Here is a 23,420-nt window from a genome sequence, read left to right as displayed (position 1 = left end):
ACTTCACGCTCCTCCGTATTTATCCAATTCCAGTTCAAGCAGCCGCTCGCGTATTTCCCGTTTCGTAAAATTAAACGATTGCCAGTCATCCAGTGGATTATTCTTCATCGTCTGCTGGCGGAAATACAGCATACGTTCAAGCTCCGGATAATCCGGATCCATTTTGTAAAGTTCTATTAATCCCTCAACACCTGTATATGAAAGAGAATTAAGGTAATGAATATCAATCTTGCCGCTCTCCTCAAAACGCTCCAGATTCTCATTTACTATTATCTGTTCAATATGCATGACATTCAGTGCCGTATAGAACATCAAACCCGCAATCAGATAAAAGTGCAAAAGCGCCAGTCGCTCAAGCCAGACACGGATAAATGTGTAGGTGAAAACCACAATCAGGAAAATCATAAATGCATGAGCCAAAATCCGGTCCATGGTAAATCCATATGCAGCTTCATACATACTTAACCGCTGATACGCGGACACTAGCATCACTCCGCTGACGATAATCAGCAGTGAATACATCAGTTTAAGCACCAGCTTTAGTTTTGCCCCCTGTTCACGCACAAGCTTCAGACAACAAATCAAAATCGTCCAGTTGATCAATGTGACGAGTACCAGTTCGAAAAAACCACGTCTTGCATATTCCGCGTAACTGTATCCTGCCTGAAGTCCATCACCGAAAAAGTAGGTGAACTGAATCACAGCAAAAAGGGCGTAAACCGCATTAAGCAGAACCAGAATTGTCACTGCCGTTACCCCATTCCAGCTGATTGCACTTTTACCATTCTCCAAGTCTCTTTTCATCTGAATGGGCAGCCGTCTCGTATTCCGGAGAACCTGCAAAATTCCAAAAAAGAGAAACGTGAAAATCAAGGCAGCCACTGTGCGGAAAATCAATTCCAAGTTAAGATCAAAAATAAACTTTGGCAAATGAAGCACTATGTCCTTAAAGACAGCATCCGCCGACATTAAAAGACCTGTAATGACTCCAATGAGAGGGATACCAATCAGAAAACCAAGCATCACCCGTTTTACTGTCTGTGATGTGGATTTATTCATATTTCGAAATAGCTGATTAAATAATCTGTTGCAAAACCGGGTACTGTAGGCAACGCCCTGCCCGATTTTCGCCGCCATTCGCAGCAAAAATATGGGTTTACCCCATTTCAGGCTGCCGGGGCTTGTAATTAAAACCACGTGGAACAGTACAAGAAATGGGATAACTACGATATTCAGCAGGTAAAAAAGCCCATTGTCATACAGTAAATAACTCGCTGCCAGGAGCCAGATACACCCCATTATTAAGAGGCCAATCCTCCGGTGATTGAACCCGCGCCTAAACCTCACAAACACCACCAGATAGAACCCTGTCAAAAAAACCAAATATGAGACTCCTATCCGGGCATGAAAAAAGCTGATTTCTGCTAGTATGCCAAGCCCAAGACAACTGAGCATAAATAGCCATTCATTCTTCTTAATTATGGTATCCATCTACCGACCACCCCTTACTGTGTTATTCTATATACAAAGTAGTTCTATGTAGTTATGCAAAAAAATATTTACCTAAGCAGGACCAACTTCCAGCCGGATAATCAGTCCTTTATACAGATGTTCTTCTCCCCCATCGAAAACCTGCCAGGCATACAGGGTAGAGGAATCCAGTAAAAACAATACAAACAATAATGAAAGGAAAACTGAGCAGTGGATCAAACCATTCATAGGGAACTATTTTAAACAAAACCAAATACATAAAAAATAAATTCGGTACTATCGAAATGAAGAACGTGCGTCGCAAAAGCTTTCGCCCTCCAGCACCAAATTCCTTTCCAATCTCATAACCCAGCAGTCCCCAGAACATAATATATCCTGCCATAATAATAAATGGGATAGTTGTAAGCCTGGTCCACAGCGCCTCTACCCATCCCCAGTTAAAGTAGTTATAAAATAGAGTAAGTGCGATTCCCCCGGCAAAAATCCCGATATTCAACAGAACAAATAGCAATTGCATTCTGCCTGGGGTGATTGTCTCCTGACGCCATTGCCGGGCTATTTCCTCTGGTGAGCCTATCCGCAGTGTTAGTTCATCGTATATTTTTTCCGGGTCAAACGATTCCTCGTAAAGCAGTTCCTCAACATGCAGGCGGTAATCCTCCATGATTTTATTTTTATCCGGATGATTTCCAAGCAATGTCTCAAGCCTTGTGAAGAACTTTTCAACCTGATCGGTCATGATTCATTTCTCCTGATCAGATTGTTCATGACCTGAACATAACGATGCCATTCACTGGTTCGCTCCTCGAGAATCTCCTTGCCTTGCTCCGTAATGTGGTAGTATTTCCTAGCCGGTCCTTTTTCCCGATCCTGCCAGTAAAATACGATATATTCCTGCTTCTCCAGTTTGTGAAGTGCCGGATATAAGGTCCCTTCTTTAATTTGGAAATTGTGGTCACTGCGTCGATCCATCTCTTTCACCAGTTCATATCCATACATATCCCGTTCGTTAAGCAACTGCAAAATCAAAAGGGACGTGCTCCCTTTGATAAGCTCCCGGTTGAACATGTTTTCACCTACCTAGAATTATTAGGTATCTTTACTTTAATGGTTGAAATGATATTTGTAAAGAACTTTAACCTTCACTGCACTAAAAATTTATAAAACCCTACAATCCGATTAACACCCCGATCGTATTGCTTAAGTCAAAGAAAAAGCTCCCATAAACTATGAGGGCAGCTTTTCATCATTTCATACAGTCATTTTCCAGATTTTATTTTAACTCCTTCTTCATGCTATTCCCTCTGTTGTTATTCAGTCAGGCCACAGCAATCATCAAACCAAGATATCCGGTGAGTACAAAGAACATGGCCATCAAAAGTGACAAGGCAGGATGCATTTTCATTTTGGCAATATAGATCATACATATGAAAAACACAGCTGCAAGTATAAACATTACAACACTCACAAATCCAACATCAAGGGCGACCATCATTTCGGGATGAACCGTCTGGCCGTATATAGCTTGAAAAAGAGAAGATGCCCCTTCCTGTTCAATAATAGTCGCTATCTGATTGGGCAATGCCTGTTCTCCCATGAACGCCGTAATTGTAAATACGATAAGAATCAGAATGGATTCCGCTTTCATCCATGGCTGCAATTGATATCCTGGGTCCTTCGCCAATCTTTGACGGAACAGGAAGCCATTGATGATGCCGTATCCTAATAGCGGAATAAGCAGTAAATGTTTAAACAGCAATGCTTGACCATAATCAGTCAGCCAGCTGTTTCCAAAACGGTTAAAGATACTCGAAGATTCTCCGCTGACATCGTTTATAACTACATCCATTGTGAAATAACCGGATATAATCAAAGCAAGGACACATGTAATAGCAAGCGGCGTAAACCATTTCAGGCTCCGTTGCCAATCTACTTTTTCCGGAGTAAACCATCCAAAGATAAACAACAAACCGCCCCAGACACTGACAGCTAGCAAATGAACCGTATGTACTGTTGTGCCCCAAACCGCTTGAAGTCCGGAAGCGTGACTGGAAGCACCCTGGCCAGTCGCCAGCAGTACAACAAACAACAAGCCGATACCTGACAGGAGCCGGTCATTTGCTATGTTTCCAAATGCAATCAGGCAAAACAGCAACACAGATATGAAAAAAATAAACAGCCAGGTTCTGCCGGTGCCAAATTCAAATAAGACTACCTCAGCAGAAGTCCAGAGTCCCATGTCTGTTGTAAAATTAATAATGATTGTAAGCACAGGTGCGAAAGATAGCAGCCCAACACCAGCTGTTACTACCAGCAACAGCCATTTTGGCACATAAAATTTAGGCATTTGTCCTGCCAGAACAGAATATCCAAGCATCGTACCCATTAATAAAGAAAAACATAAATACAGCAGTCCCTGCGTTACAATAACCATATGACTCTTTCCTTACGCGCGTTTTCGCGCAAGGAAAATTACTATGGCTATAGCAATTACGGCTAGTGCAATGATCATAGCGATTACGCCACCCGAAATGCCGCCTGAGCCATCATCTCCTGTAGCTTCAGCACTGGCTGTCCCAGCATCTGCTTCTTCTTGAGATGATTCACCTGAATCTGACTTCGTATCATTACCAGATGCTGCAGAATCATCGGAACCCCCGGTTTCACTATTCGCATCAGTACCTGAATCCTCGGCTGTTTCTTCTTGACCTTCATTTCCTGTATCTACAGAAAAAGCAAACTGGCCTTCCACCAAATGGCCATCCGCGCCGAAGACTTCAAAAAACACCGTATAATCACTGGATTCCAGAGGTTCCGCAAACGATGCAGTAACTGTATCTCCTTCGATGCTTATTTCCTGAGATTCAATTCTCTCCCCATTTTCATTTTCCAGATAGACATCCTGTTCCTGCTCAATCGTTGTATTAAATGTCATCGTTATGGAAGTGATTTCATCGGTGACAGTTGAGCCCTCTTCCGGATTTGATGACACCACTACTGAATGAGCCTGGACAGCGGCACTCGAAAAGATAAACATAAAGACGAATGCACTTATTACAGTCATTGGAATATATTTCAATTAATTACACCCCTCATCTAATTTTCGTTTAAATCATACCATAAAAAGCTAACGGAATGTTGGGATATAACATTTTTTCACAAATTTTTCAAGTCGTTTGACGTATTTATTGCTGTAATGTCTAATTGTTGAAAAGATGTTTCCATTTAGAATCTATACCCAAGCCTCTGCCTATACAAAATAAAATTATAATCATAAGATGGGTAAGAAAGACACGAAAAATATCCGGAAAACAACCAAACCTATATTATACTTTAATACCTTTTTATTATTACGTATCCCTTCAATACGGTTCTTCGATAAAATGCTGATCCTACATACTCAGCTTTTTATCAAACTCTATTTTGAACTACAAATACCTTCATTTGTCTAAGGAGGTTTCATATATGCCCAATCAAAATAACCGAAAAAACAATGTTCACTCGTTTACAACAGCTGATTTATTACAACAACGTAATTTAGAAATCGTTGCAGCTGCATTACTTGTTACTGGAAAGCTTAGAATTGATTATGTAACCGTTTATCGAGATGAGCCAACAGTTGATGTACTCATTACTGGAGAATTACCGCAACCGAATTCTAGAAATAACAATATGAATCGAATGGCTAAATTTTTGAAGGACAACGGTGATATGACCATTAACGATGTTATGGGAGCGATTAATCAGCGTCTAAATGAATAGAAAGGAGAGATAATAAATGTTTGAAGAATTTGATGGAGTTGCCTTTAATCAAGGAGTAATCATTGTTGTATTAATTTTCTTGCTTATATTTGGAACTGTTACTGGCGGAAATGGCGGAAACCAAGGTGGAGGTCAACAAGTACAACAGGCTATGGCTTAAGTAAACGAATTACCACTTGGAATAAAATATATCCACATTCTATGAGTTATTCTCTCCTTATGAGACACTGATAATAGTCTTTTTTTAAAACGCTGAATCTGATTGTTCAGCGTTTTTCATGTACCCCATCCAGTTAGTTATCCCCTCCTCTTTTTAAGCCCTTTATCACCATTAAATCCATAGTGACTGTACTTTTTTAGTTCACTGATTATGTCAACTGTAATTCAAGTATCATACCTTTAGGTTGATTTCTTTTCTTTTTCAAAATGAACAAATATGTTGGTTATCCATTTCGATATTACCATTACAATTAAATATCCTAGTATTACATAAAGATAATTAATTCCATTCTTCACTTGAAACAAGTCAACAGTTGACAACAAAGGCCTCCATAAAAAAGCGAGTATTAAGCACAGACCTGTTGCATACAGGTAGTAATTTTTGTCATGGTTTATTGTCCATTGATAAACGAACATAAAAACTACTGGAACAAAAGATGCCTCAAAAGTAAATACAGGCAAATAAGGGATTAACTTATATGGAAAGCTCCATAATTCATTAAATATCGCTATTTCATCCAAATAATTTAACCAAACATGAATATTAAATCCAAAAAAACCAATATGAAGTGCTTTTTTTCTGTCGATAAATAAATATAGACAAATTAAAGATAATACAAAGACAGTTAGCAAAACCCAAAATTCCCATGAATGAAAGCTGGAATACTGTTGCCAATAATCAACCTTTATTGGTGTAAGTTTATTTTCTAATTTATTTATCTGTTCAATTTGTTTGATTTGTTCAGTCTCCAAAAATAAGCACCCCTTTTTAAATTTCCATGTGAAAACTCCAGGATAGACTTACCATTTAACAGCTTCTCCAATATTGCCTGTAATATGTATCTGCTGTTTGCAGCGCAGGATGTTGGATGATTAGAAAACTTGGGTGTCACCAAGCCTTTAGGTGACAGTCATAGTTGCACTTATGCAGTAAGAAAGGATTTTATTCTTAACTGCCAAAAAAAGCCTCAGCCCTTTAGCTGAAGCTCTTGCTGCATTATTGTTTATAAATTTGATGCAATTTCGGCCTCCGTTCCAACAACAAGCGGTTGGCAAATTCCTCATATGAATATTACACATCTAAATAAATATCTACTAATCCCATCTAACATTCATAAGCCATTTTCAGGAATTCATACCTATCACCGTTTGTATCCTGCATAAATATATCAGTATCCTCAAATCCAATTTTCCGATAAACCTTAATTGCTCGTTGGTTGAACGTTGCAACAGCCAGCGTTATTTTAGTTGGAGCGTATTCTGAGTGAACAAATTCTATACCCGCTTTCAGAAATTCCAATCCGTTTCCTTTCCCTGTCAAATCTGGCCGCATGCCTAAACCAACATCCACAATGCCATCCGACTTCTGGCTGGCTCTAAAAAAACCGATTAGTTCGTCGTCGTTTGTAACAGCAAAACTGGAGTCACCTCTCGCTTGGGAATCCAAAAATTCTTCCAGGTCTTCTTCATCTGCTTCGATATCATAAAAAGAATACTCACCATCATAATGCCAATTATAAGCAATTTCTTCCGCCTGCTCCTGTGTCATTTTCTTAAATTCATATGTCATTTTTTTGTAACCTCTCCCTATTCATACCATGCCTTTTTCGGTCGTTCCTCGGGATAACCCACTCTTTCCCGGTACCTTTTTCTTTCATCCGTAAAATCAAACCACTGTCGGTCCAATGCTGGATTATTCGCAAAAGCTACTACACAGCGAATTTGATCCTCCACACAACTATCAGTCCACACGCCTAATCGTTGTTCCAATTCATCAAGCAACGCCGCACCATGCTTATCTTTTATCTCTTCCAGTGAAAAAATCTGTAATTGATAAACCAGTTTCTCAGCCAGCTTATGACCGATGGAAGGAACCAACTGAAATTCAGCCAAACCTTTAATTTGGTTTGTCCTACCATATGACGCATTCAATATTCCAGACAATTGCCCGGTACTTTGGTTATGTATCTCGCTGATTTTAATCTTTGCCTTTTTCAGCTTTGCTTTCTCATCCGGTGTCAGCGGTAATCTCGGATTAGACATTATAATCACACCCCTTTATCGAATGATTTATTTTCAATAAATCCAAAACCAGCTACTTTACCCATTTAAACCCTCCCTTCCCAAAAATAATTTTAATCAAGAAATCGAAATAATCACTTTAATAGAGAGAGACAACTTAACGTATCACACCAGCAAAATATCCCTTCAACACCTGTTTATCGTTTTGATTTATACATATAAAAGATGAGGTAATAGCTGTTCTATCCGTCTGCCGTTCCAGCTTATCCACAGTTACTTCACAAATTATCTTATCTCCGGTAAAAACAGGACGCAAAAACTCAAATTCCATCGTCCGGGCAAGCACATTGTTATCCCCGCCAATTTTTGTCGGCAATGTTGCGGTAAGCAGCCCCTGGATAACAACTCTTCCTTGTTCATCAGGAGTAAGGTGGTGCGTTCCCTCGTCACCTGAAATTCGTGTAAATAATTCAACATCCTCCATCGTAAATGTCCGTTCAAATGTAATGATATCTCCTTCCTGTAACGTCAACTATCTCCCCTCCAGCATCATTCAGGTTAATTTTCCTTGTGACAAAATTTAAGTGCCGCGCCTTTCGAGAAAGCATTTACTCCTGCCACTCTCTTCGCAAAATGCCAAAGAGCAACATGTCTTCAGCCTGACCGTTCTTTTGCAAATATTCTCTATGTCCGCCTTCGTGCTTAAATCCGCATTTTTCATAGGCTGCGATGGCACGTTTGTTGCTTTCAAACACTGTCAGCTGGACCCTGTTCATATTTAATTCGCTGAATGCAAATCCAAGTACAAGCCGGAGAATTTCCTGACCATATCCCTTATTCCAATTTGTTTTATCACCTATCCCGAGTGCCAGCCACGCATTGCGGTTTGCCCAGTCAATCGAATCAAGCGCTGCAAAGCCGATTAAATCACCTGACTCCAGCACCCGTACTGAAAACAAATAATCATTATATTCTTTATGTTTTTTTACATACCATTCCTTCAGCTCTTCTTCGGTTTTCGGAAAAGCTGGAGATGCGTCCATTAAATGCATGAACTCTTCATCCTGATGCCACTGTTCCAGACTGTTCAGATCCTCTTCCTTAAATCTTGCAAGTTTAATTTTAGTTCCTTCCAATAATTTCATCTCGCTTTCCCCTCCTTATTAAAATTCCACAAAAAATGGCTGCGATGCTTCATCCAAGCATTGCTCAATCCGCTGTCTGAAGTTTTTCCAGGTAACCATCTTCAACGCTTCTTCAAGCGGAAAATAACCCGCTTCCAATGCCTCCTCAGTCGGAATCGGTTCTCCGTCGACCGGTTTTCCTAAAAATAATGTATTACAAATAGACTTTGTGACATTTTGATAGACGCCGCAGAACTTAATAATCTCAATATCCACACCGCACTCCTCTTTTGTTTCGCGGATTGCTGCTTCCTTCAGTGATTCCCCTTCTTCCACTTGTCCGCCAGGCATCTCCCAACCCCGACGCGGTCCTTTAATCAATAACAACTCATTATGATCATTTAAAATAATCGTTGCCGCTGAAACAATATGTTTTGGTGGTGCTATCATAACCAATACCCACCGTTACAACCGGCATAATCGTTGTGTAGTATATCGGTAACTTCATTGACAATTTTTATGTACATTGTTTAACCCCCTGTAAGAACTCTAAATCTCCTGTATCATCTCTACCCTGTTGCCAAAAGGATCTCTGAATTCAAACCGATCAAATCCGGGATCTGGAACAGATTAAAAGTATATCTCTTCAAACTGTCATCATCTATTATGCTTTCACCGATAAATGTTTCGTACAATTATACAAATCACAGTCCCAGCCACTCTCACATTTTACAAGCGTTGTAAAAGATGTATTATATAAGGACTCAACCATATTTCCACCAGGAATGAGTTCATTTAAAAGACGCTTTATAAATGCACCATGGCTGACAATCAGTACCTTTTGGCTGTCATGTTTTCCATTAATTTCATCAATAAACGACATTCCCCGGGAAATAATGCTTTCATTCGACTCAAATTTCATATCAAGCTCACGCCAGCGGGGCCCCCATTTTTCCATGCGTTCTTCTTCAGTAGTTCCTTCGATAAGCCCGCCGCTTCGTTCACGCAGTCTGGCATCCAAATACAGCGGAACTCCAGTTTTTGCCACAATAATCTCTGCTGTTTGTTTTGCCCGTAATAGATCACTGGAATACACGACATCCCACCCAGCAATTTCCGGTCTTTCGGCAAGAAGCCTTGCTTCCTGCAAGCCCTGTTCAGCAAGCGGTATATCGGAATTCCCCTGTGCTCTTCCTTCAATATTCCATTGTGTTATCCCATGTCGGATAAATCCCAGTTTAGTCATCGTAGCATCACTCCCCAATTATTAACTGTATCCATAATAACACAAATTTTCAGATAGGAAGGGGATAAAAAAATGAGCCTTCATTCAACAGGAGATTCTTTTCCCGCGGAATGAAGGTTCACCACTTGAGATAATAAGATTAGTCAACTTTATCTTGTTACGTCTCTTCACCCGAATTATCCCAGTTCTGTTCCTGGTCATCTTTATCAAATTCAATTATGACATCTGATACACCTTTTTCGTTCAAAATCTTTTTCTCGATACGATCACGGATTTTATCAGCCTCTGTTATTGTCATCTCCGGATCCAGTTCAATCTTCAATTCAACATACATTTCCTGGCCCTGTCGAATAACCTTCAGATCCCGTATATCCTTTACATGGTCTGATTCAAAAACGTACTCTCCAATTTTACTTTCCATATCCTCATCCGAAACACCTAAAATTCCGGCAGCATTATCAAGAAAGATCCGTCCAACCACATAAAACAACATAATTCCTATAATAACGGAGGCATAACCTTCAGCTGAGTGGAAAGGTGTGTAGGTTCCAATAAGGATACCGGCAATAGCAATTAAAGCACCACTTGTGGCCACTGCATCCTCTAAAAACACAAGTTTGGTTGCTGGTTTGGCATTACCTATATTTTTAAAACTTTCGCTCACAATTTTAAACCCCTTTATATCATCACCTTCCAAATCCTCTACTATTTCCTTCATTGCTTTATACCAAACAAACGATTCCAACACTACTGCAATTCCGAGGACAGAAATGTTCAACCATAACCAGGAACCGGCGTCCGGGGGATCAATGATATGGTGAACTCCTTTTTTAATCGTCTCATACGCCAGAATACCAACGACAATTACAGCTCCAAGGCATACTAAATTTACCAATCGGGAAAACCCCTCCGGAAAACGGTCGGTTGGAGCCTTTTGACTTAGAGCTGAGCCAGTGAATACAAATAATTGGTTTGCCGCATCTCCAATACTGTGCATAAATTCCGCAAACATTGCCACATTTCCTGTGATAAAATAAGCAATCCCTTTGATTATAGCAACAACTGTATTTATGATACTGGCCCATAGTGCTGATTTACTGCCTTTTTTCAACAGCTTGAATAATTCTTTCATAAATTTTTCCCGCCTTTTCACTGATACATTAATAAGGTATTACTATTGTCTCAACAATTGGTTGTCCTTACTCATTAGAATACAAAGTTTATTCTAAAGGTGTTGTGGAATATTAAAGCAGCAATAATTGCCGCCAGTCTGCAGGAAGATTTCAGGGGGGGATTTATATTTAAAAATCTCACCGATCAATGAGACGGGTATCGGGGTAGCATTATTTTCGGTTTTTCAAAAGGCAAAAAAAGAGCCACTGCAGAGAAAGCAGTGGCTCATTATCTCCAAGATATTGTCATTAGCTTGATGGTTTTGTATAATTCAGTTCCCAACTGATACCGTTCCTGTCTTTAACAATAGCATGTTTGGCACCCCAGAACGTGTCCTGCAGTTCCATTTTCACTTCGCCTTCCTCGGCAAGCTTATTATAGATATTCATAATCTCTTCCTCTGTATCCAAGTCTGGTCCAAGCAGCATATCCGTTCCCTGAACTGTTTCTTCACCAAATACATCCGCCATGTACACGATGCAGTTCTTATTCATGTGCAGTTCAGCATGTATGTATTTTCCTTCATGTCCTTTAAACATTTCAATACCATCTGCTAGCTGGGTGTTTTTAATTTCACCACCGAATACCTGCTGATAAAATGCAATCTCCTCCTTGCAGTTTTTGATTCGCAAATGCGGAACAATCTTTTTCATACATGTTCACTCCTCGTTTATAGTTGATGTCATGATACCATTTCGCAGGATATCAATAAAAACTTCCAGTGCTTTAGTCTGAAACGGTGATTTGGTTATAAATGCAAATTGTCTGTTAAACGGAAGTCCATCAACGTTTAAAATAGTCAAATCGCCATTTCGCACCTCTTTTTGGATAGCCCATTGCGACAGCAGGGTAATGCCAAGGCCGGCCTCTACTGCACCTTTAATCGGCTGCGTACTGCTGAAATTCATTTTTTTAGCCGGGGAAATACCAATGTCCTGAAACATAACCTCTGTTGCTTCCCTTGTTCCGGATCCACTTTCCCGCACAATCCATATTTCTTCTTCCAGCATTTTTGGTTTTACAACAACATTTTTTTGACTAAACGGGTGGCTTGATGAGGCAACTGCATACATCTGATCTGCCAGAAAAACCTCTTTCCTGAGTTGCTGTTCCTTAAAATGCCCTTCTACGATACCAATGTCAAGTTGATGAGACGACACCTGTTCAGCAATAAGGGATGTATTACCGATTGTCACTTCCGGCTTAATATCCGGATACATTTCACAAAGTCCGGCAATGATCTGTGGAAGTAAATACTCACCAAATGTGTAGCTGGCTCCTATTGAAAGCGGACCGTTCGCTTTATTCGTCAAGTCATCAACGAGTGTTTGCATATTCGTATAAAGTCCGAGAATCTCTTTCGCATGATGATACACGATTTCCCCTGCTTTATTCAGCCGGACATATTTATTGGATCGTTCCAAAAGTCTGGTGCCGATGGTTTCCTCAAACATGCGGATATACTGGCTGACCGCCGGCTGAGTCATGTGTAATTCCTCCGCAGCTCTGGAAAAGTTCTTTTTTTCCGCAACCGCAATAAACACACTTAAATGCTGATCCATGAAATCAACTCCCTTCACTTTTATGAATAACCGATTACTTATGATTACTATTATAATGATTTATTTCACTTATACAAGGCATTCTCATATCCTTGATACAGGAGGTTTTATTATGCCGAACATCAAAGGAATTTCACTACCCGGCGGAAAATGGCTTGCTGGTGTCGCATTTACATTTTTCATTGCATTGTTGGGTTATTTGCTCGCAATGGTACCGGGATTCGACCGTGTCGGGCAGCTTGCCTGTGCGATTATTCTTGCAATTATTTACAGACAGTTTTTCGGGTATCCGGAAACGATTCGGGCAGGGATTGGTTTTTCATCAAAACGTCTCTTGAGGGCTGCCATTATTTTATACGGTCTAAAACTAAACATTGACGTTGTTTTGAACGACGGACTCGGATTACTGCTTCGTGATGCAGGTGTCATTCTGTTTGCGATTCTGCTTACTGTCTGGCTGGCAAAAGTTTTTAAAGCGAACGAAACGATTTCGATGCTGCTTGGGGTCGGCACTGGCGTTTGTGGTGCAGCAGCAATCGCAGCGGTAGCACCAATTATTAAAGCAAAGGATGAGGACACGGCAATTGGGGTTGGTATCATAGCCCTGATGGGAACGGTTTTCGCAATCGGTTATACCATTATTCGGCCCATTCTGCCAATGACACCAATTGAATACGGCACATGGGCCGGATCCAGTCTGCACGAGGTGGCGCACGTTGCCCTTGCTGCCGCACCGGGGGGAGAAAACGCATTGGCAATTGCGTTGCTGGCAAAACTCGGCCGGGTATTTTTGCTCGTTCCATTATGTTTTATTTTAATTTATTTCATGAAACGAAAAAATAAGTCCACAGAACAGCCTGATACGAAAATTGAGTTTCCCTGGTTTTTGGTTGGCTTTATCATCTTAAGTATTTTGGGCAGCTATGTACTCGGCCAATCGATCCCGGTATCAGATGGCGTCATGAATATTGTCTTTGGTATCACGAATTGGCTGCTCACTGCTGCAATGGTAGGCCTTGGCCTCAATGTGAGTTTTCGCGACTTACGGACAAAAGCATTGAAACCATTAGTGGCAATGCTGATCACATCGGTATGTCTGTCAGTTATTGTTTATTTTATTGTATAAGTCCTGCACCGACTGGAAGAAGTCCAATTCCAAATTTATGTGCGATTTTGAAGCATATATGTGCGGTTTCACACCGGATATGTGCCGTTATGAAACATATATGTGCGATTTTAACGTGGATATGTGCGATTTGATATTTTCAAACACTTTTATCCGATCCTGAACAACCCCATGTTTACAATCATCCTGCCCGGGAAAAGAAATAAAACATTTCTTTTCCGCGAGGGAGCCATCATGAAACAATTAACGAAACTGGTTTTCATAGGCATTGTAGCCGGTATTATTCTGGCGGGATTTTTAAATATCATTCAGGCACTTACTGGCAACCAGGCTTATATATTGCTGTTTAATATGGATTATATCCCCATTTTAAGTCAATGGAATAACATATCCGGTATCGGAATGATTTTCCATTTTACAACATGCATTGCGAGTGTCGGTGTTCTCTACTTCCTTTTAAAACCTGTCCGGTGGCATGAGAGATTCCTCCCCTACTTTCTGACATATACAATTGGCGGCGGCATCCTGTATTCACTAACGGCATTAACCAATATACCACCAGCTTTAACAAACATAGCAGCCTGGGGATTTTGGACGCTCGGACACGGTTTATACGGAGTGGCTGTCGGTCTATTGGTGAAATATTGGAATTAACCTGCTGCCAAAATTCAGTTGTCACTGGCCCCCTATAGTGCTACAATAATTGATAATGAATCTCAATTACGAGGAAATGGGGAAGTATGATGAATGGGGAACATGAATTGTTTGATGTAACGATAATCGGCGGTGGTTCTGCCGGTTTATTTGCCGCCTATTATACTGGCATGCGGGAGATGAATACAAAAATCATTGAAAATCAATCCGATCTCGGCGGTACAGTATCCGTTTTTTATCCGGAAAAATATATTTATGATGTCGGTGGCATTGCAAAAATTTCCGGGGATAAGCTGATCGGACAGCTAAAGGAACAGGCGCTGATGTTCGATCCCACGATTATTTTCAATCAAAAAGTGGAACGTCTTGAGCGGCAAGATGATGGTACATATATCCTCACAACAAACACAGGTGAAGTGCATCACACCAAAACCGTGATCATCGCAGTCGGTCCGGGTGCCTTTTCCGTTAATCGTTTAAAACTGAATAATGAACTCATCAACCCAGGAAAACATATCCATTACGAATCTGTTGATCCCGAAAAATTTGCCGGAAAAAGCGTCCTTATTTATGGTGGCGTTAACACCGCTGTAACGCTGGCAAATAGTTTATCGGGTATCGCAGAAAAAGTGCTTCTGATGCATAAACATGATAAATTTAAAGCCCTCGAACCGGATCTTGAGCAATTGAAGCATTCAGATGTTGAAATTCTGACACCATATACGATGACTGGACTTAATGGGCATCAGGATGAGCTTACTTCTATCCATGCCCGGAATATTAAAACAAAAGAAGACAGGAGTATCCCAGTCGATGATCTGATTATTTGCCAAGGGTACAGCTTTGATTTATCACCGGTTACAGACTGGGGATTCACTCTGGAAAGCAGGCGTATTCCGGTAAATGAAAACATGGAAACGCATATGAAAGGCGTGTTCGTTGCCGGTGATATTGCCGGCTACCCGCAAAAATGGCGCCTGCTTGCATCCGCATTTAACGAGGCTATAACTGCTGCTAATCATGCTAAATATCATGTTGATCCGGCTGCTGTCAAGCAGGTGTACAGTACGATTGTATTTGATGAATAGAAAGCTGATACTGCTGTATCGACAGGCAATTAAAAGACCGATTAATATAGACAAAAGCCCGGCATGATATGAGCATGCCGGGCTTACATTCAGTATTTCAATTTTAATTGCTGTCCCTTAATTTCATATACAGAATCAGCAACCCGATTCACAAATGTCCGATCATGTGAAACCAGGAGAATCGTTCCCTGATAGGCTTTCAAAAATTTTTCCAATGCCACGATACAATCAACATCCAGAAAATTCGTCGGTTCATCCAAAACCAGCACGTTGTATCTTCCCAGAAAGAGCTGAGACAGCACAAGTCGAATCGATTCCCCGCCGCTTAATTCCCGCACATCCTTTTTTATATCATTGCCGGTAAAATTCATGGCATCCAAAACAGCCCGAATTCTTCCCTCATTTTGGTCGCTCCTGTTTTTCATATACGATAGTACCGTCTCCGCCTTGTTAAACTGAAAATCCATTTGTTCGTAAACGCCAAAAACCACTTTTGGAGACAACTCAATAGCTTCCCCCTGATTTACGATATGCTTGAGGAGTGTCGTCTTTCCGGAACCATTTTCTCCAGTTAGGGCAATCGTTGCTGCCAGAGGAAATTGGAAACTTGCCTCCCGCAAAAGCAGTTTATCACCGGCATACAATGTTAATCGATCCGCCATAACCGGAAACTTGTTATGCATCTGAAGTGCCTTGGACTGATGAAAATAAAGCGATTGTTCTTCATCTGGTGCTTCCACAACATCCAGCTGTTCGACCCGCTGCTCAATAGCTTTCGCTGCACGCTGTACCGACTTCTGGCTGGTTCCTTTTGATTTCGTCATAAACATTTTGTTAGCCTTTGCCTTTGTATCAATTTTGGACAACTTTTTATTGGATTGCGTCACCTTTTTGGCTTTTTCCATTTTCTCATCCGCAGCTTTTAACAGCCTGGTTTTCTCCTTCACATACAATTCATGCTGCTCCTGCTGCTGTTTTCTTTCCAATTCCTTCTGTTCTGCATAATCGGTATAGTTTCCCGCGTATTCGGTGATTTTTCCATTTTTGATTTCCCAGATCTTTGTGACCAGCTGGTCCAACACGTATCGGTCATGGCTCACCAGAATCAAAGCTCCATAGTAGTACCTTAACTGATCGATTAAAAAATCAATTCCCGCAGTGTCCAAATGTGTTGTCGGTTCATCAATCAGCATCATTTCATAATACACTGAAAACAGTTGTGCCATCTTCATTCGCGTTAATTCACCACCACTCAGTTCTCCAATATCCGTTTTTGGAACCGATAATTTACCGAGCAGTTCATAATCCATCTCACCATCGACTGGCTGTGCAGTCTGTTCAAAGTAACCAATATCAGTCAGGCGATGGATTTTTCCTTTATTTGGATGAATATTTCCGTTTATCAATTTCAATAACGTACTTTTTCCTGATCCATTTTTTCCAACAAGTCCAATTCGATCAAATTGGTACACCGACAGCTTCGGAATATCCAACACCAATTGATCTAAAAAGGACACCTCGATGTTGGTTAACTCCAGTTTTAATTGTTCCATATCTATCCCTCCGTATAAAAAAGCACAGACATCTGCCTGTGATCCGAGTCAACGAAAGTGGAACAAACCCTGTTTTTAGACAATAAACTTTTATCATAAAGGTTTTTTTATACAAAAATAAAGAAAGACAGAACGAGCCGCCTTTCCACAACTGAGATTTATACATATTACGGATTCTTAAAAAAGGACAGACTACTCCCGTTTACTCCGCATTCACAAGCAGAGCCTTTGAACGTATTAGATTACTGGTTCAAAGTTGGGAATCGCAATCTCATCGCGTGTGTCACTTTTTAATAATCCTCCTTAAATTATAATTTCAATTTAATTATATGCAGTAATGTTAAGTTAGTCAACTTGATTTTTGCTTATTCTGTAATTAATAGTCCAAAACGAAAAACACAATAATTTATAGATGTTTGAAACTTCATACAAAGTGACGATACACATTTAAATCAAGCTGGAACTTGCTCAAAAACACTACCCCTTCGGCTTCGAGTGATAATTTCTGCACCTGGCCCATTTCCTCATCACGGATAGTGATTTTTCCTTCCGCATTAATAACCCGATGCCAGGGTAATTGATGTTTTTTGCTCATGGAATGCAGAATTCGCGACACCTGTCTCGCACCTCTAGGACTGCCGGCACATTTCGCAACCTGCCCATAGGTCATCACCTTACCGCTCGGAATGTTCTTTATAATTTTAATGACATCTGCAGTGAATTTTTCCATGAAACAGATCCTCCCCATGCTTAATCTCTTCTCATATTCTATCATGAAAACGAATGAATGGTAGCACTGTAAAACAGATACTATTGCAGCATTTATATGTGAACTTCTAACAGGCTGACTGTGAACTTCTAGCACTTGAAAGTTAATTTCCAGCACTAAATTGTTATTTTCAAGCACTTCACTTGTGATTCGATATTTTGCCAGAAAACCCCGTTAATCGGAAATCCCGCCAAAGTTCACATTTTTACACATCATAATACTTCACAAAATAATATGCACTTTACAATAGTGTGCATCATACAGTATAATCTATTCAGGAGCTGATAACATGAGCGGAACAAACGAACAGATTGATAAACTGATGCAGGAATTACGACGCGGCACGATTACAATTGGTGTACTTAGTCAGTTGGAGGATCCCCAATATGGCTATTCGCTGGTTTCAAAATTAAAGAATTACGGGGTTGACGTTGAACCTGGAACATTATACCCGCTGCTTAGAAGACTGGAAAAACAGGGGCTTCTGGACAGCAAATGGGATACAAACGAATCAAGGCCAAGGAAGTATTATCTGTTAAGTAAAACAGGCAAAGAGGTATATGAGCAGCTTTGTGTTGAGTGGGAACATGTTGTATCAAGTTTGGATAATTTAATTAAAGGGACGGGAGGACGAGGAAATGGAGATGATTGAACGTTATATTTATGCAGTGACACAAAAGTTGCCGACTTCGCAAGGAAGCGACATTGCGAAGGAACTTCGTGGTCTTATTGAAGACATGTTAGAGGAACGTACACAAGGCGGTAAACCAACGGATAAAGATGTGGAACACGTTTTGATTGAACTAGGGAATCCCAAGCATTTGGCACAAAAGTACCGCGGCACAAAGAAACACCTGATTGGACCAGAAATTTTTGATTTGTATATTCTGGTTTTAAAAATTGTTTTGATTTCTCTTGCTGCTGCGATCGGTATTGGCTTTATTATACAAACAATTTTGGAGCCTATTTCCATTCTGGATCATTTCATTGAGCTTATTGTTTCGATGGTTACGGGAATTCCAACTGCTATCGGATGGACTACACTTGGGTTTGCACTCGGCGAATATTTTGGTGGATTTAAGCCAAAGGATTTACAAATCGATAAGGACTGGAACCCTTCAAGTCTTGCACCTGTTCCAGATAAAAAACGGCAAATCAAACGATCTGAATCAATTATAGGTATAGCATTTTACACGTTATTAATCGTAATGTTTGCTTTTTCCTATGAATATTTCGGTATTTGGATTTTTCATGAAGAATTTTCTGGGGTTGTATCATTTTTAAATGAGAGTACGTATGCTTCTTACCTCTTCTTCATTATTCTCATTCTTGGATTTGGAATATTGAAGGAATCTTTAAAGCTTGTTTCTGGGAAATGGACGTATAAGCTTGTCATCTATTCAGCAATAATCAATTTAATTTCGATGGTAACCGTTATAATCATGATTAATGGGCCGGCATTTTGGAATCCGAATTTCATGGTTGAACTAACTCAGGCAGGCTTACTCTCTGAAGACAGTGATGCATATGTGACTGTAAGCAAGATATGGGAACAATCCACATATTGGATTCTGGTTCTACTTGTAATTGGGTTAATATGGGATGTAATCGATGGGCTTATTAAAAGTCGTAAAAGCTAAGCTTGTATCAATTCAGCGAAATGATTAAATAAAACAGCGCACCAGCTCACAAGAGTTGGTGCGCTTGTTCAAATTATCTACTGCAGGCTGACTTTCAACACGGTGCCTTCAAAATCCCGCATAACAATTTCTTTTGAAGTTTCACCGTTCGTCACAACAAGTATCACATCTTTTTCCTGCAAAATATCCACCTGCTTCTTATTCAGCAACAGTTTTCTTGGTTTTTTCTCATTATAGATGTCGATGATTGCGCGGACGCCGTTATCAAGGCCACGCAGATCTTTTGTATGAACTGTAGCTGTGCCGTTATTATCTTTTGGTACAATGACAGCTTCTTTTGGCTGTTCTCCGCCATTACCATCAGCCGTTGTAATGCGTCCTTCCGGTCCGTATGTGAGAGGGTCCGCTTCTGAGCTGTTAAGACTTTTGACAAATTCAACCGTTGCCTCTAAATCAGATGGGCCAGTTACCGGGTTTTCACCAAGTTCACTGATTGGTGCATATTTATCACCTGTTGAGGTACCCATGTAATTGTTAACTGTCAGCGTGTACGTTTTGTCCATATCGATTGGCGATCCATCCGGCAGCGTAATATCAACTACTTCATTCGTTTCCGGATTCCACGTGTAATGGAATCCGCTGATGCTGTAATCCGGTCCATATTGCGGTGACAGTTGTGCCTGGATAATTGGATAAAGGTCTTCACCTTTGATTTCAAACATCATAAGCGTATTCCCAAATGGCTGGATATTGTACAAGTCCCCCCACGTAATGTCACCCGCGAGCAGGTCATCACGGATTCCGCCGCCATTCATCATTGCAAAATCACTGTCCATGGCGGCATTCATGCCATCAGCAATCAGATTGCCAAGTCCATGGTCGCCATTATTGGAATAATCACCTGTTAGATCTTTGGCATTATAGCCGACCACTTCATTAATAATTGGTGCAACCATGTCGGCGTATTTTTGTAAAATATCAGTTACTGCCGGGTCCGGTTCAACCTGGCTTTGTTTTACAAAAACAACTTCTGCCTCTTTGCTGACGATATCACCCGTTTCACGGTCAATTTCCACATCCACATCAGCAAATGCTTTTCCATATTCAGACGCCTGCACGATTAACTTTCCGTCAACTACCCCATTGTTAACAACATGGTTATGAGCGGAAAAAATCACATCGACTTCATCATCCACAGCATTTGCCAAATTAGCAGCCTGACCTGTCACGGTATCACCACTTTGCTGACCTGGAATATGGGACAACAGGACAATCGACTCAACACCCTGCGCTTTCAATTCAGCGACAGCTTCATTTGCTGCGTCAGAGGCATCAGTAAATTCAATATCCTGAATCCCCGACGGCATCACCATTCCTGCTGCTTCCTGTGTGATGACGCCGACAAAGCCAATTTTCTCACCATCAACTTCCTCCACATAATATGGCGGGAGAAATGTATCACCGGTATCTTTGTAAACACAGTTGGCGCATAATACCGGAAAATTCATGCCATCGTAGTCCTTCGTTCCGTCCGGATGCTCGCCGCCATTGACCATGCGCAGCAGTTCATCGGTTCCTTCGTCAAATTCATGATTGCCGACAGTACCGACATCAAAACCGATTTCTTCCATAATTTCAACTGTCGGCTCATCCTGCAGCAGTCCCGACACCGGCGAACTTCCGCCAATCATATCGCCGGCATGAACGATCAGCGTATTCGGATTCGTCTGCTCCCGCTGTTTGATTGCAGCAGCGGTATAGTTCATTTTTCCATACGTATGGAATGTGCCGTCCCCATCTGGATCAAGCTCATATTGCTGATCAATTTTTCCATGCAGGTCGTTCATACTGAGCAATTGAACGGACAAGTTCCCGTCATCTGCCCCATTATCGCTTCCAGCAAATGTGTAGCCATTCTCCTGTGCTGAAGCCTCATCCCAGAAAAACACCCGCTTTTCAACAGGGACATCCGCCCAGTTTTCCGGCAGCACATATTCTTTTGTGTCTGAGTTTCCAACATACTTATCAAAAGCTTCCTGATTATCATGGGTCCGGAAAACAAATGGCAGCTCCAGAAGCGGATCTTCTGGATTCCAAATGCCAAGTCCAGCATCTTTTGCTTCTTTTACCGCATTTTGGTAGGTTGGATACACTTCTTTGTTGAACGGTGCGATGAAATACGTTACCGCATAACCTTCCCGTACCATTTTCAGATTAATGTTTGTTCCATCTTTTTTCCGGACAATTTCAGCCAGCAATCGTCCATATGAATCGGTTGGTTCCTCACCGACTTTTACTTTCACTTCATCACCCGGCTGAAGCAAGTCCTTCATATAGGATTTTGCCTCTTCACCAAACCGTTTCTGATTGGCATTAATTTCATCCCGGGCCGGGTCATCGTTATGTGCCGGATATGTTTCCGGTGTATCAATATTTAACAGGCGAACTTTTGATGTTCCCAAGACTGGTGTCTCCAGATGAATCGTGTCACCATCTGTAATGCTGGCAACGGTGGATTCATAGGTTCCCGCAGCTGACGGCGGTTCCGGCTGTTCATCAGCAATTTGAATATCTGACTGTTCAGTTGGAATCAACTGATAGGAGTTATACTGACTGACAATCGCTGTAATATCGTACCATTTCTCCGGTTCAATCTGTGACACATCAAGTGCATTTTCCATCACTCGAAGTGTCGTGCCATTGTAGTCGGAATCTATCAGCGAAATATTGTATCCTCCGCCGGCTGGACTGTCAGGAATATTGTCAATGTAGCCATTTACCTGGACAAGCTCCCCTGCATATGACTCTGCAACGGCAGGGTCCTGAAGATCAGCCAGAGTAATAGATTGCGGTGCAGGCAATTCCTGTCCCGTTTCATGAACTTCGATGGATGATGGAATAACCTCTTTTAAACCATTATACGAATCAAGTTCTCCGAAAACTTTTATTCTGTCCCCTTCCTCCAGCTCCGGAAATTCACCTTGTTCAAATGCAAAAATATTGATGCCGCCTGTCTCGTCTTGTATGTAGGTTGTAAATTGAGCACCATTACTGATTGCATTGCTGTCAACGGTTACAACGCCTTCAACCGTAACGGCAGTTCCATCAGGCAACTCCCGAGCGTCTGCAATCGTGTATTCTTCACCTGGATCGTTCGGATCATCCGGCGGGTCTTCCGTACCAGCACCGTCCATTGTGTGACTGCCAAGGTATGCGAACGTATCAGTGGCATAATCTGTCCACTCTGATTCAGCATATATTACATTCGGCTGCTTAACCTCCGCATTGCGGACGAGCGTGACATCCTTTGCATACTCATTGTCATTGCCCACTGTGCCGATTGCATCCACAACATCGCCGTTCTTTTTTAAAACAAATGCATCATTTCCATTGAAATTAATAACAGACGAGTTCTGCAAATCTGCCTCCGCCAATATTTTCTGAGCGGCGTTCTGATGTGCGATGACATATACCTCATTATGTTCCAGCGTTCCGGACAACTGTACAGATTGCGTTGGCTCCGCAGCACCGTTGCTGTACAGCACAATTGAGAAAGCCGATAAATCTATCGTGTTTCCCGTGCCATTGTACAGTTCAACCGCTTTATTGTACGAGGTTCCTTCCACATATTCCGAAATGAATAAACCTTCCGACATATTTTCACCGCCTGCTGCTTTCACCAAAAGCGTTGAATAGTTCATGAAAACAAGTGTGAAAATAAGAAAAAGACTCAGTATCCGCTTCACAGTTGAATTCTTCATCGATACCCTCCATTATGAATAGATTATGACTCACTATTAATATGGCATAGTAGAAAAGGCGATACAATAAATAGTTTGTAAAAAAACGGTTAATTTTTACTATTTTTATAGATTTTTTTGAAAAAAGGTACATAATGCCTATGTGCTGAACAGTACCGGTGTCACGTGTCCTAATAGAATAAGTAAGATGCGGGGTTATTGAAGTTGATGTTTGGCCCGTAATGGTTGAT

General features: G+C 41.0%; 26 protein-coding genes and 1 pseudogene. 7 read left to right on the top strand and 20 right to left on the bottom strand.

The annotated features are described in order from the left end of the window. Positions 1–3: 3 nt before the first annotated feature. The 5 genes from HUX68_RS15115 to HUX68_RS15095 form a co-directional block, all read right to left on the bottom strand. Positions 4–1,491, bottom strand: coding sequence for a DUF4153 domain-containing protein (locus tag HUX68_RS15115; protein ID WP_174615587.1), 1,488 nt, complete (start codon positions 1,489–1,491; stop codon positions 4–6). Between the two features lie 109 nt (positions 1,492–1,600). Further along, positions 1,601–2,230 (bottom strand): hypothetical protein, encoded by a 630-nt coding sequence (locus tag HUX68_RS15110; RefSeq protein ID WP_174615586.1) that lies wholly within the window; start codon positions 2,228–2,230, stop codon positions 1,601–1,603. Continuing rightward, entirely contained in the window at positions 2,227–2,559 is a 333-nt protein-coding gene (locus HUX68_RS15105; protein WP_174615585.1) for a PadR family transcriptional regulator, read from the bottom strand. Before HUX68_RS15105 ends, HUX68_RS15110 begins: the two co-directional genes overlap by 4 nt. A 250-nt stretch (positions 2,560–2,809) precedes the next feature. Continuing rightward, positions 2,810–3,925, bottom strand: a complete 1,116-nt coding sequence (locus HUX68_RS15100) for a copper resistance D family protein (RefSeq protein ID WP_174615584.1) — start codon at positions 3,923–3,925, stop codon at positions 2,810–2,812. A gap of 12 nt (positions 3,926–3,937) precedes the next feature. After that, a complete protein-coding gene (locus tag HUX68_RS15095) occupies positions 3,938–4,570 on the bottom strand; it encodes a copper resistance CopC family protein (RefSeq protein WP_246206694.1) in 633 nt (210 codons plus the stop codon). A 386-nt stretch (positions 4,571–4,956) separates the two neighbouring features. On the opposite strand from HUX68_RS15095, the gene HUX68_RS15090 reads away from it, so the two are divergent. Together HUX68_RS15090 and HUX68_RS15085 are read left to right on the top strand one after the other, a co-directional pair. Continuing rightward, positions 4,957–5,253 (top strand): hypothetical protein, encoded by a 297-nt coding sequence (locus HUX68_RS15090; RefSeq protein ID WP_174615583.1) that lies wholly within the window; start codon positions 4,957–4,959, stop codon positions 5,251–5,253. Positions 5,254–5,269: 16 nt separating this feature from the next. Beyond that, positions 5,270–5,413 carry a hypothetical protein gene (locus HUX68_RS15085; RefSeq protein ID WP_174615582.1) on the top strand — a complete coding sequence of 48 codons (144 nt, stop codon included), beginning with the start codon at positions 5,270–5,272 and terminating at the stop codon, positions 5,411–5,413. A 239-nt stretch (positions 5,414–5,652) separates the two neighbouring features. Here HUX68_RS15085 and HUX68_RS15080 read toward each other — a convergent pair whose 3' ends face one another. The 11 genes and pseudogenes from HUX68_RS15080 to HUX68_RS15035 all read right to left on the bottom strand — a co-directional run bounded on the left by HUX68_RS15080 (position 5,653) and on the right by HUX68_RS15035 (position 12,599). Next, positions 5,653–6,225, bottom strand: coding sequence for a CBO0543 family protein (locus tag HUX68_RS15080; protein WP_174615581.1), 573 nt, complete (start codon positions 6,223–6,225; stop codon positions 5,653–5,655). Between the two features lie 352 nt (positions 6,226–6,577). Continuing rightward, entirely contained in the window at positions 6,578–7,042 is a 465-nt protein-coding gene (locus HUX68_RS15075) for a GNAT family N-acetyltransferase (RefSeq protein WP_174615580.1), read from the bottom strand. Between the two features lie 17 nt (positions 7,043–7,059). After that, the gene (locus HUX68_RS15070) at positions 7,060–7,515 is read right to left on the bottom strand and encodes a helix-hairpin-helix domain-containing protein (protein ID WP_174615579.1); all 456 of its coding nucleotides are present in this window, start codon (positions 7,513–7,515) and stop codon (positions 7,060–7,062) included. Between the two features lie 136 nt (positions 7,516–7,651). Beyond that, positions 7,652–8,026: a hotdog domain-containing protein gene (locus HUX68_RS15065; protein ID WP_174615578.1), complete on the bottom strand. Its 375-nt coding sequence runs from the start codon at positions 8,024–8,026 to the stop codon at positions 7,652–7,654. 76 nt (positions 8,027–8,102) lie between these two features. Continuing rightward, positions 8,103–8,639, bottom strand: a complete 537-nt coding sequence (locus HUX68_RS15060; protein WP_174615577.1) for a GNAT family N-acetyltransferase — start codon at positions 8,637–8,639, stop codon at positions 8,103–8,105. 18 nt (positions 8,640–8,657) lie between these two features. Next, on the bottom strand, positions 8,658–9,065 hold the full coding sequence (locus HUX68_RS15055; RefSeq protein WP_174616481.1) for an NUDIX hydrolase: 408 nt from the start codon (positions 9,063–9,065) through the stop codon (positions 8,658–8,660). 102 nt (positions 9,066–9,167) lie between these two features. Next, positions 9,168–9,245: pseudogene (locus HUX68_RS19335) on the bottom strand (VOC family protein); the annotation flags it as partial. A gap of 37 nt (positions 9,246–9,282) precedes the next feature. After that, the gene (locus HUX68_RS15050) at positions 9,283–9,864 is read right to left on the bottom strand and encodes a histidine phosphatase family protein (protein WP_174615576.1); all 582 of its coding nucleotides are present in this window, start codon (positions 9,862–9,864) and stop codon (positions 9,283–9,285) included. A gap of 157 nt (positions 9,865–10,021) precedes the next feature. Continuing rightward, positions 10,022–10,996 carry a cation diffusion facilitator family transporter gene (locus HUX68_RS15045; protein WP_174615575.1) on the bottom strand — a complete coding sequence of 325 codons (975 nt, stop codon included), beginning with the start codon at positions 10,994–10,996 and terminating at the stop codon, positions 10,022–10,024. Between the two features lie 289 nt (positions 10,997–11,285). Beyond that, positions 11,286–11,690 carry a VOC family protein gene (locus tag HUX68_RS15040; RefSeq protein ID WP_174615574.1) on the bottom strand — a complete coding sequence of 135 codons (405 nt, stop codon included), beginning with the start codon at positions 11,688–11,690 and terminating at the stop codon, positions 11,286–11,288. A 6-nt stretch (positions 11,691–11,696) separates the two neighbouring features. Further along, entirely contained in the window at positions 11,697–12,599 is a 903-nt protein-coding gene (locus HUX68_RS15035; protein ID WP_174615573.1) for a LysR family transcriptional regulator, read from the bottom strand. A gap of 112 nt (positions 12,600–12,711) precedes the next feature. On the opposite strand from HUX68_RS15035, the gene HUX68_RS15030 reads away from it, so the two are divergent. The 3 genes from HUX68_RS15030 to HUX68_RS15020 all read left to right on the top strand — a co-directional run bounded on the left by HUX68_RS15030 (position 12,712) and on the right by HUX68_RS15020 (position 15,467). Further along, on the top strand, positions 12,712–13,725 hold the full coding sequence (locus HUX68_RS15030) for a YeiH family protein (RefSeq protein ID WP_174615572.1): 1,014 nt from the start codon (positions 12,712–12,714) through the stop codon (positions 13,723–13,725). Positions 13,726–13,959: 234 nt separating this feature from the next. After that, positions 13,960–14,379: a hypothetical protein gene (locus tag HUX68_RS15025; RefSeq protein ID WP_174615571.1), complete on the top strand. Its 420-nt coding sequence runs from the start codon at positions 13,960–13,962 to the stop codon at positions 14,377–14,379. Positions 14,380–14,465: 86 nt separating this feature from the next. Then, entirely contained in the window at positions 14,466–15,467 is a 1,002-nt protein-coding gene (locus HUX68_RS15020; RefSeq protein ID WP_174615570.1) for an NAD(P)/FAD-dependent oxidoreductase, read from the top strand. Positions 15,468–15,556: 89 nt separating this feature from the next. On the opposite strand, the gene HUX68_RS15015 is transcribed toward HUX68_RS15020, so the two are convergent. The 3 genes from HUX68_RS15015 to HUX68_RS15005 all read right to left on the bottom strand — a co-directional run bounded on the left by HUX68_RS15015 (position 15,557) and on the right by HUX68_RS15005 (position 17,750). Then, the gene (locus tag HUX68_RS15015) at positions 15,557–17,020 is read right to left on the bottom strand and encodes an Msr family ABC-F type ribosomal protection protein (RefSeq protein ID WP_174615569.1); all 1,464 of its coding nucleotides are present in this window, start codon (positions 17,018–17,020) and stop codon (positions 15,557–15,559) included. A 242-nt stretch (positions 17,021–17,262) separates the two neighbouring features. Next, on the bottom strand, positions 17,263–17,307 hold the full coding sequence (locus HUX68_RS19625; RefSeq protein WP_142301762.1) for an erythromycin resistance leader peptide: 45 nt from the start codon (positions 17,305–17,307) through the stop codon (positions 17,263–17,265). Between the two features lie 137 nt (positions 17,308–17,444). Then, positions 17,445–17,750 carry an MGMT family protein gene (locus tag HUX68_RS15005; protein ID WP_174615568.1) on the bottom strand — a complete coding sequence of 102 codons (306 nt, stop codon included), beginning with the start codon at positions 17,748–17,750 and terminating at the stop codon, positions 17,445–17,447. 328 nt (positions 17,751–18,078) lie between these two features. Between HUX68_RS15005 and HUX68_RS15000 the strand changes: the two genes are divergently transcribed. Then, a complete protein-coding gene (locus tag HUX68_RS15000) occupies positions 18,079–18,441 on the top strand; it encodes a PadR family transcriptional regulator (protein WP_174615567.1) in 363 nt (120 codons plus the stop codon). Then, positions 18,428–19,429, top strand: a complete 1,002-nt coding sequence (locus tag HUX68_RS14995) for a hypothetical protein (protein ID WP_174615566.1) — start codon at positions 18,428–18,430, stop codon at positions 19,427–19,429. The genes HUX68_RS15000 and HUX68_RS14995 overlap by 14 nt, the downstream gene beginning before the upstream one ends. Positions 19,430–19,506: 77 nt before the next feature. Here HUX68_RS14995 and HUX68_RS14990 read toward each other — a convergent pair whose 3' ends face one another. Then, positions 19,507–23,190 carry a 5'-nucleotidase C-terminal domain-containing protein gene (locus HUX68_RS14990; RefSeq protein WP_174615565.1) on the bottom strand — a complete coding sequence of 1,228 codons (3,684 nt, stop codon included), beginning with the start codon at positions 23,188–23,190 and terminating at the stop codon, positions 19,507–19,509. Positions 23,191–23,420 lie beyond the last annotated feature (230 nt).

This window comes from Virgibacillus ihumii, from assembly GCF_902726655.1.
Classification (GTDB): domain Bacteria; phylum Bacillota; class Bacilli; order Bacillales; family Amphibacillaceae; genus Lentibacillus; species Lentibacillus ihumii.
The sequence above is the reverse complement of the archived record's forward strand: the minus strand, read 5'-3'. Positions and strand labels throughout refer to the sequence as shown.

Bases quoted from the DNA above. Each gene is read 5' to 3' on its own strand.
- HUX68_RS15115 (WP_174615587.1), bottom strand. From the start codon at position 1,491: ATGGATACCATAATTAAGAAGAATGAATGGCTATTTATGCTCAGTTGT.
- HUX68_RS15110 (WP_174615586.1), bottom strand. From the start codon at position 2,230: ATGACCGATCAGGTTGAAAAGTTCTTCACAAGGCTTGAGACATTGCTT.
- HUX68_RS15105 (WP_174615585.1), bottom strand. From the start codon at position 2,559: ATGTTCAACCGGGAGCTTATCAAAGGGAGCACGTCCCTTTTGATTTTG.
- HUX68_RS15100 (WP_174615584.1), bottom strand. From the start codon at position 3,925: ATGGTTATTGTAACGCAGGGACTGCTGTATTTATGTTTTTCTTTATTA.
- HUX68_RS15090 (WP_174615583.1), top strand. From the start codon at position 4,957: ATGCCCAATCAAAATAACCGAAAAAACAATGTTCACTCGTTTACAACA.
- HUX68_RS15085 (WP_174615582.1), top strand. From the start codon at position 5,270: ATGTTTGAAGAATTTGATGGAGTTGCCTTTAATCAAGGAGTAATCATT.
- HUX68_RS15075 (WP_174615580.1), bottom strand. From the start codon at position 7,042: ATGACATATGAATTTAAGAAAATGACACAGGAGCAGGCGGAAGAAATT.
- HUX68_RS15070 (WP_174615579.1), bottom strand. From the start codon at position 7,515: ATGTCTAATCCGAGATTACCGCTGACACCGGATGAGAAAGCAAAGCTG.
- HUX68_RS15060 (WP_174615577.1), bottom strand. From the start codon at position 8,639: ATGAAATTATTGGAAGGAACTAAAATTAAACTTGCAAGATTTAAGGAA.
- HUX68_RS15050 (WP_174615576.1), bottom strand. From the start codon at position 9,864: ATGACTAAACTGGGATTTATCCGACATGGGATAACACAATGGAATATT.
- HUX68_RS15045 (WP_174615575.1), bottom strand. From the start codon at position 10,996: ATGAAAGAATTATTCAAGCTGTTGAAAAAAGGCAGTAAATCAGCACTA.
- HUX68_RS15040 (WP_174615574.1), bottom strand. From the start codon at position 11,690: ATGAAAAAGATTGTTCCGCATTTGCGAATCAAAAACTGCAAGGAGGAG.
- HUX68_RS15035 (WP_174615573.1), bottom strand. From the start codon at position 12,599: ATGGATCAGCATTTAAGTGTGTTTATTGCGGTTGCGGAAAAAAAGAAC.
- HUX68_RS15030 (WP_174615572.1), top strand. From the start codon at position 12,712: ATGCCGAACATCAAAGGAATTTCACTACCCGGCGGAAAATGGCTTGCT.
- HUX68_RS15025 (WP_174615571.1), top strand. From the start codon at position 13,960: ATGAAACAATTAACGAAACTGGTTTTCATAGGCATTGTAGCCGGTATT.
- HUX68_RS15020 (WP_174615570.1), top strand. From the start codon at position 14,466: ATGATGAATGGGGAACATGAATTGTTTGATGTAACGATAATCGGCGGT.
- HUX68_RS15015 (WP_174615569.1), bottom strand. From the start codon at position 17,020: ATGGAACAATTAAAACTGGAGTTAACCAACATCGAGGTGTCCTTTTTA.
- HUX68_RS15005 (WP_174615568.1), bottom strand. From the start codon at position 17,750: ATGGAAAAATTCACTGCAGATGTCATTAAAATTATAAAGAACATTCCG.
- HUX68_RS15000 (WP_174615567.1), top strand. From the start codon at position 18,079: ATGAGCGGAACAAACGAACAGATTGATAAACTGATGCAGGAATTACGA.
- HUX68_RS14995 (WP_174615566.1), top strand. From the start codon at position 18,428: ATGGAGATGATTGAACGTTATATTTATGCAGTGACACAAAAGTTGCCG.
- HUX68_RS14990 (WP_174615565.1), bottom strand. From the start codon at position 23,190: ATGAAGAATTCAACTGTGAAGCGGATACTGAGTCTTTTTCTTATTTTC.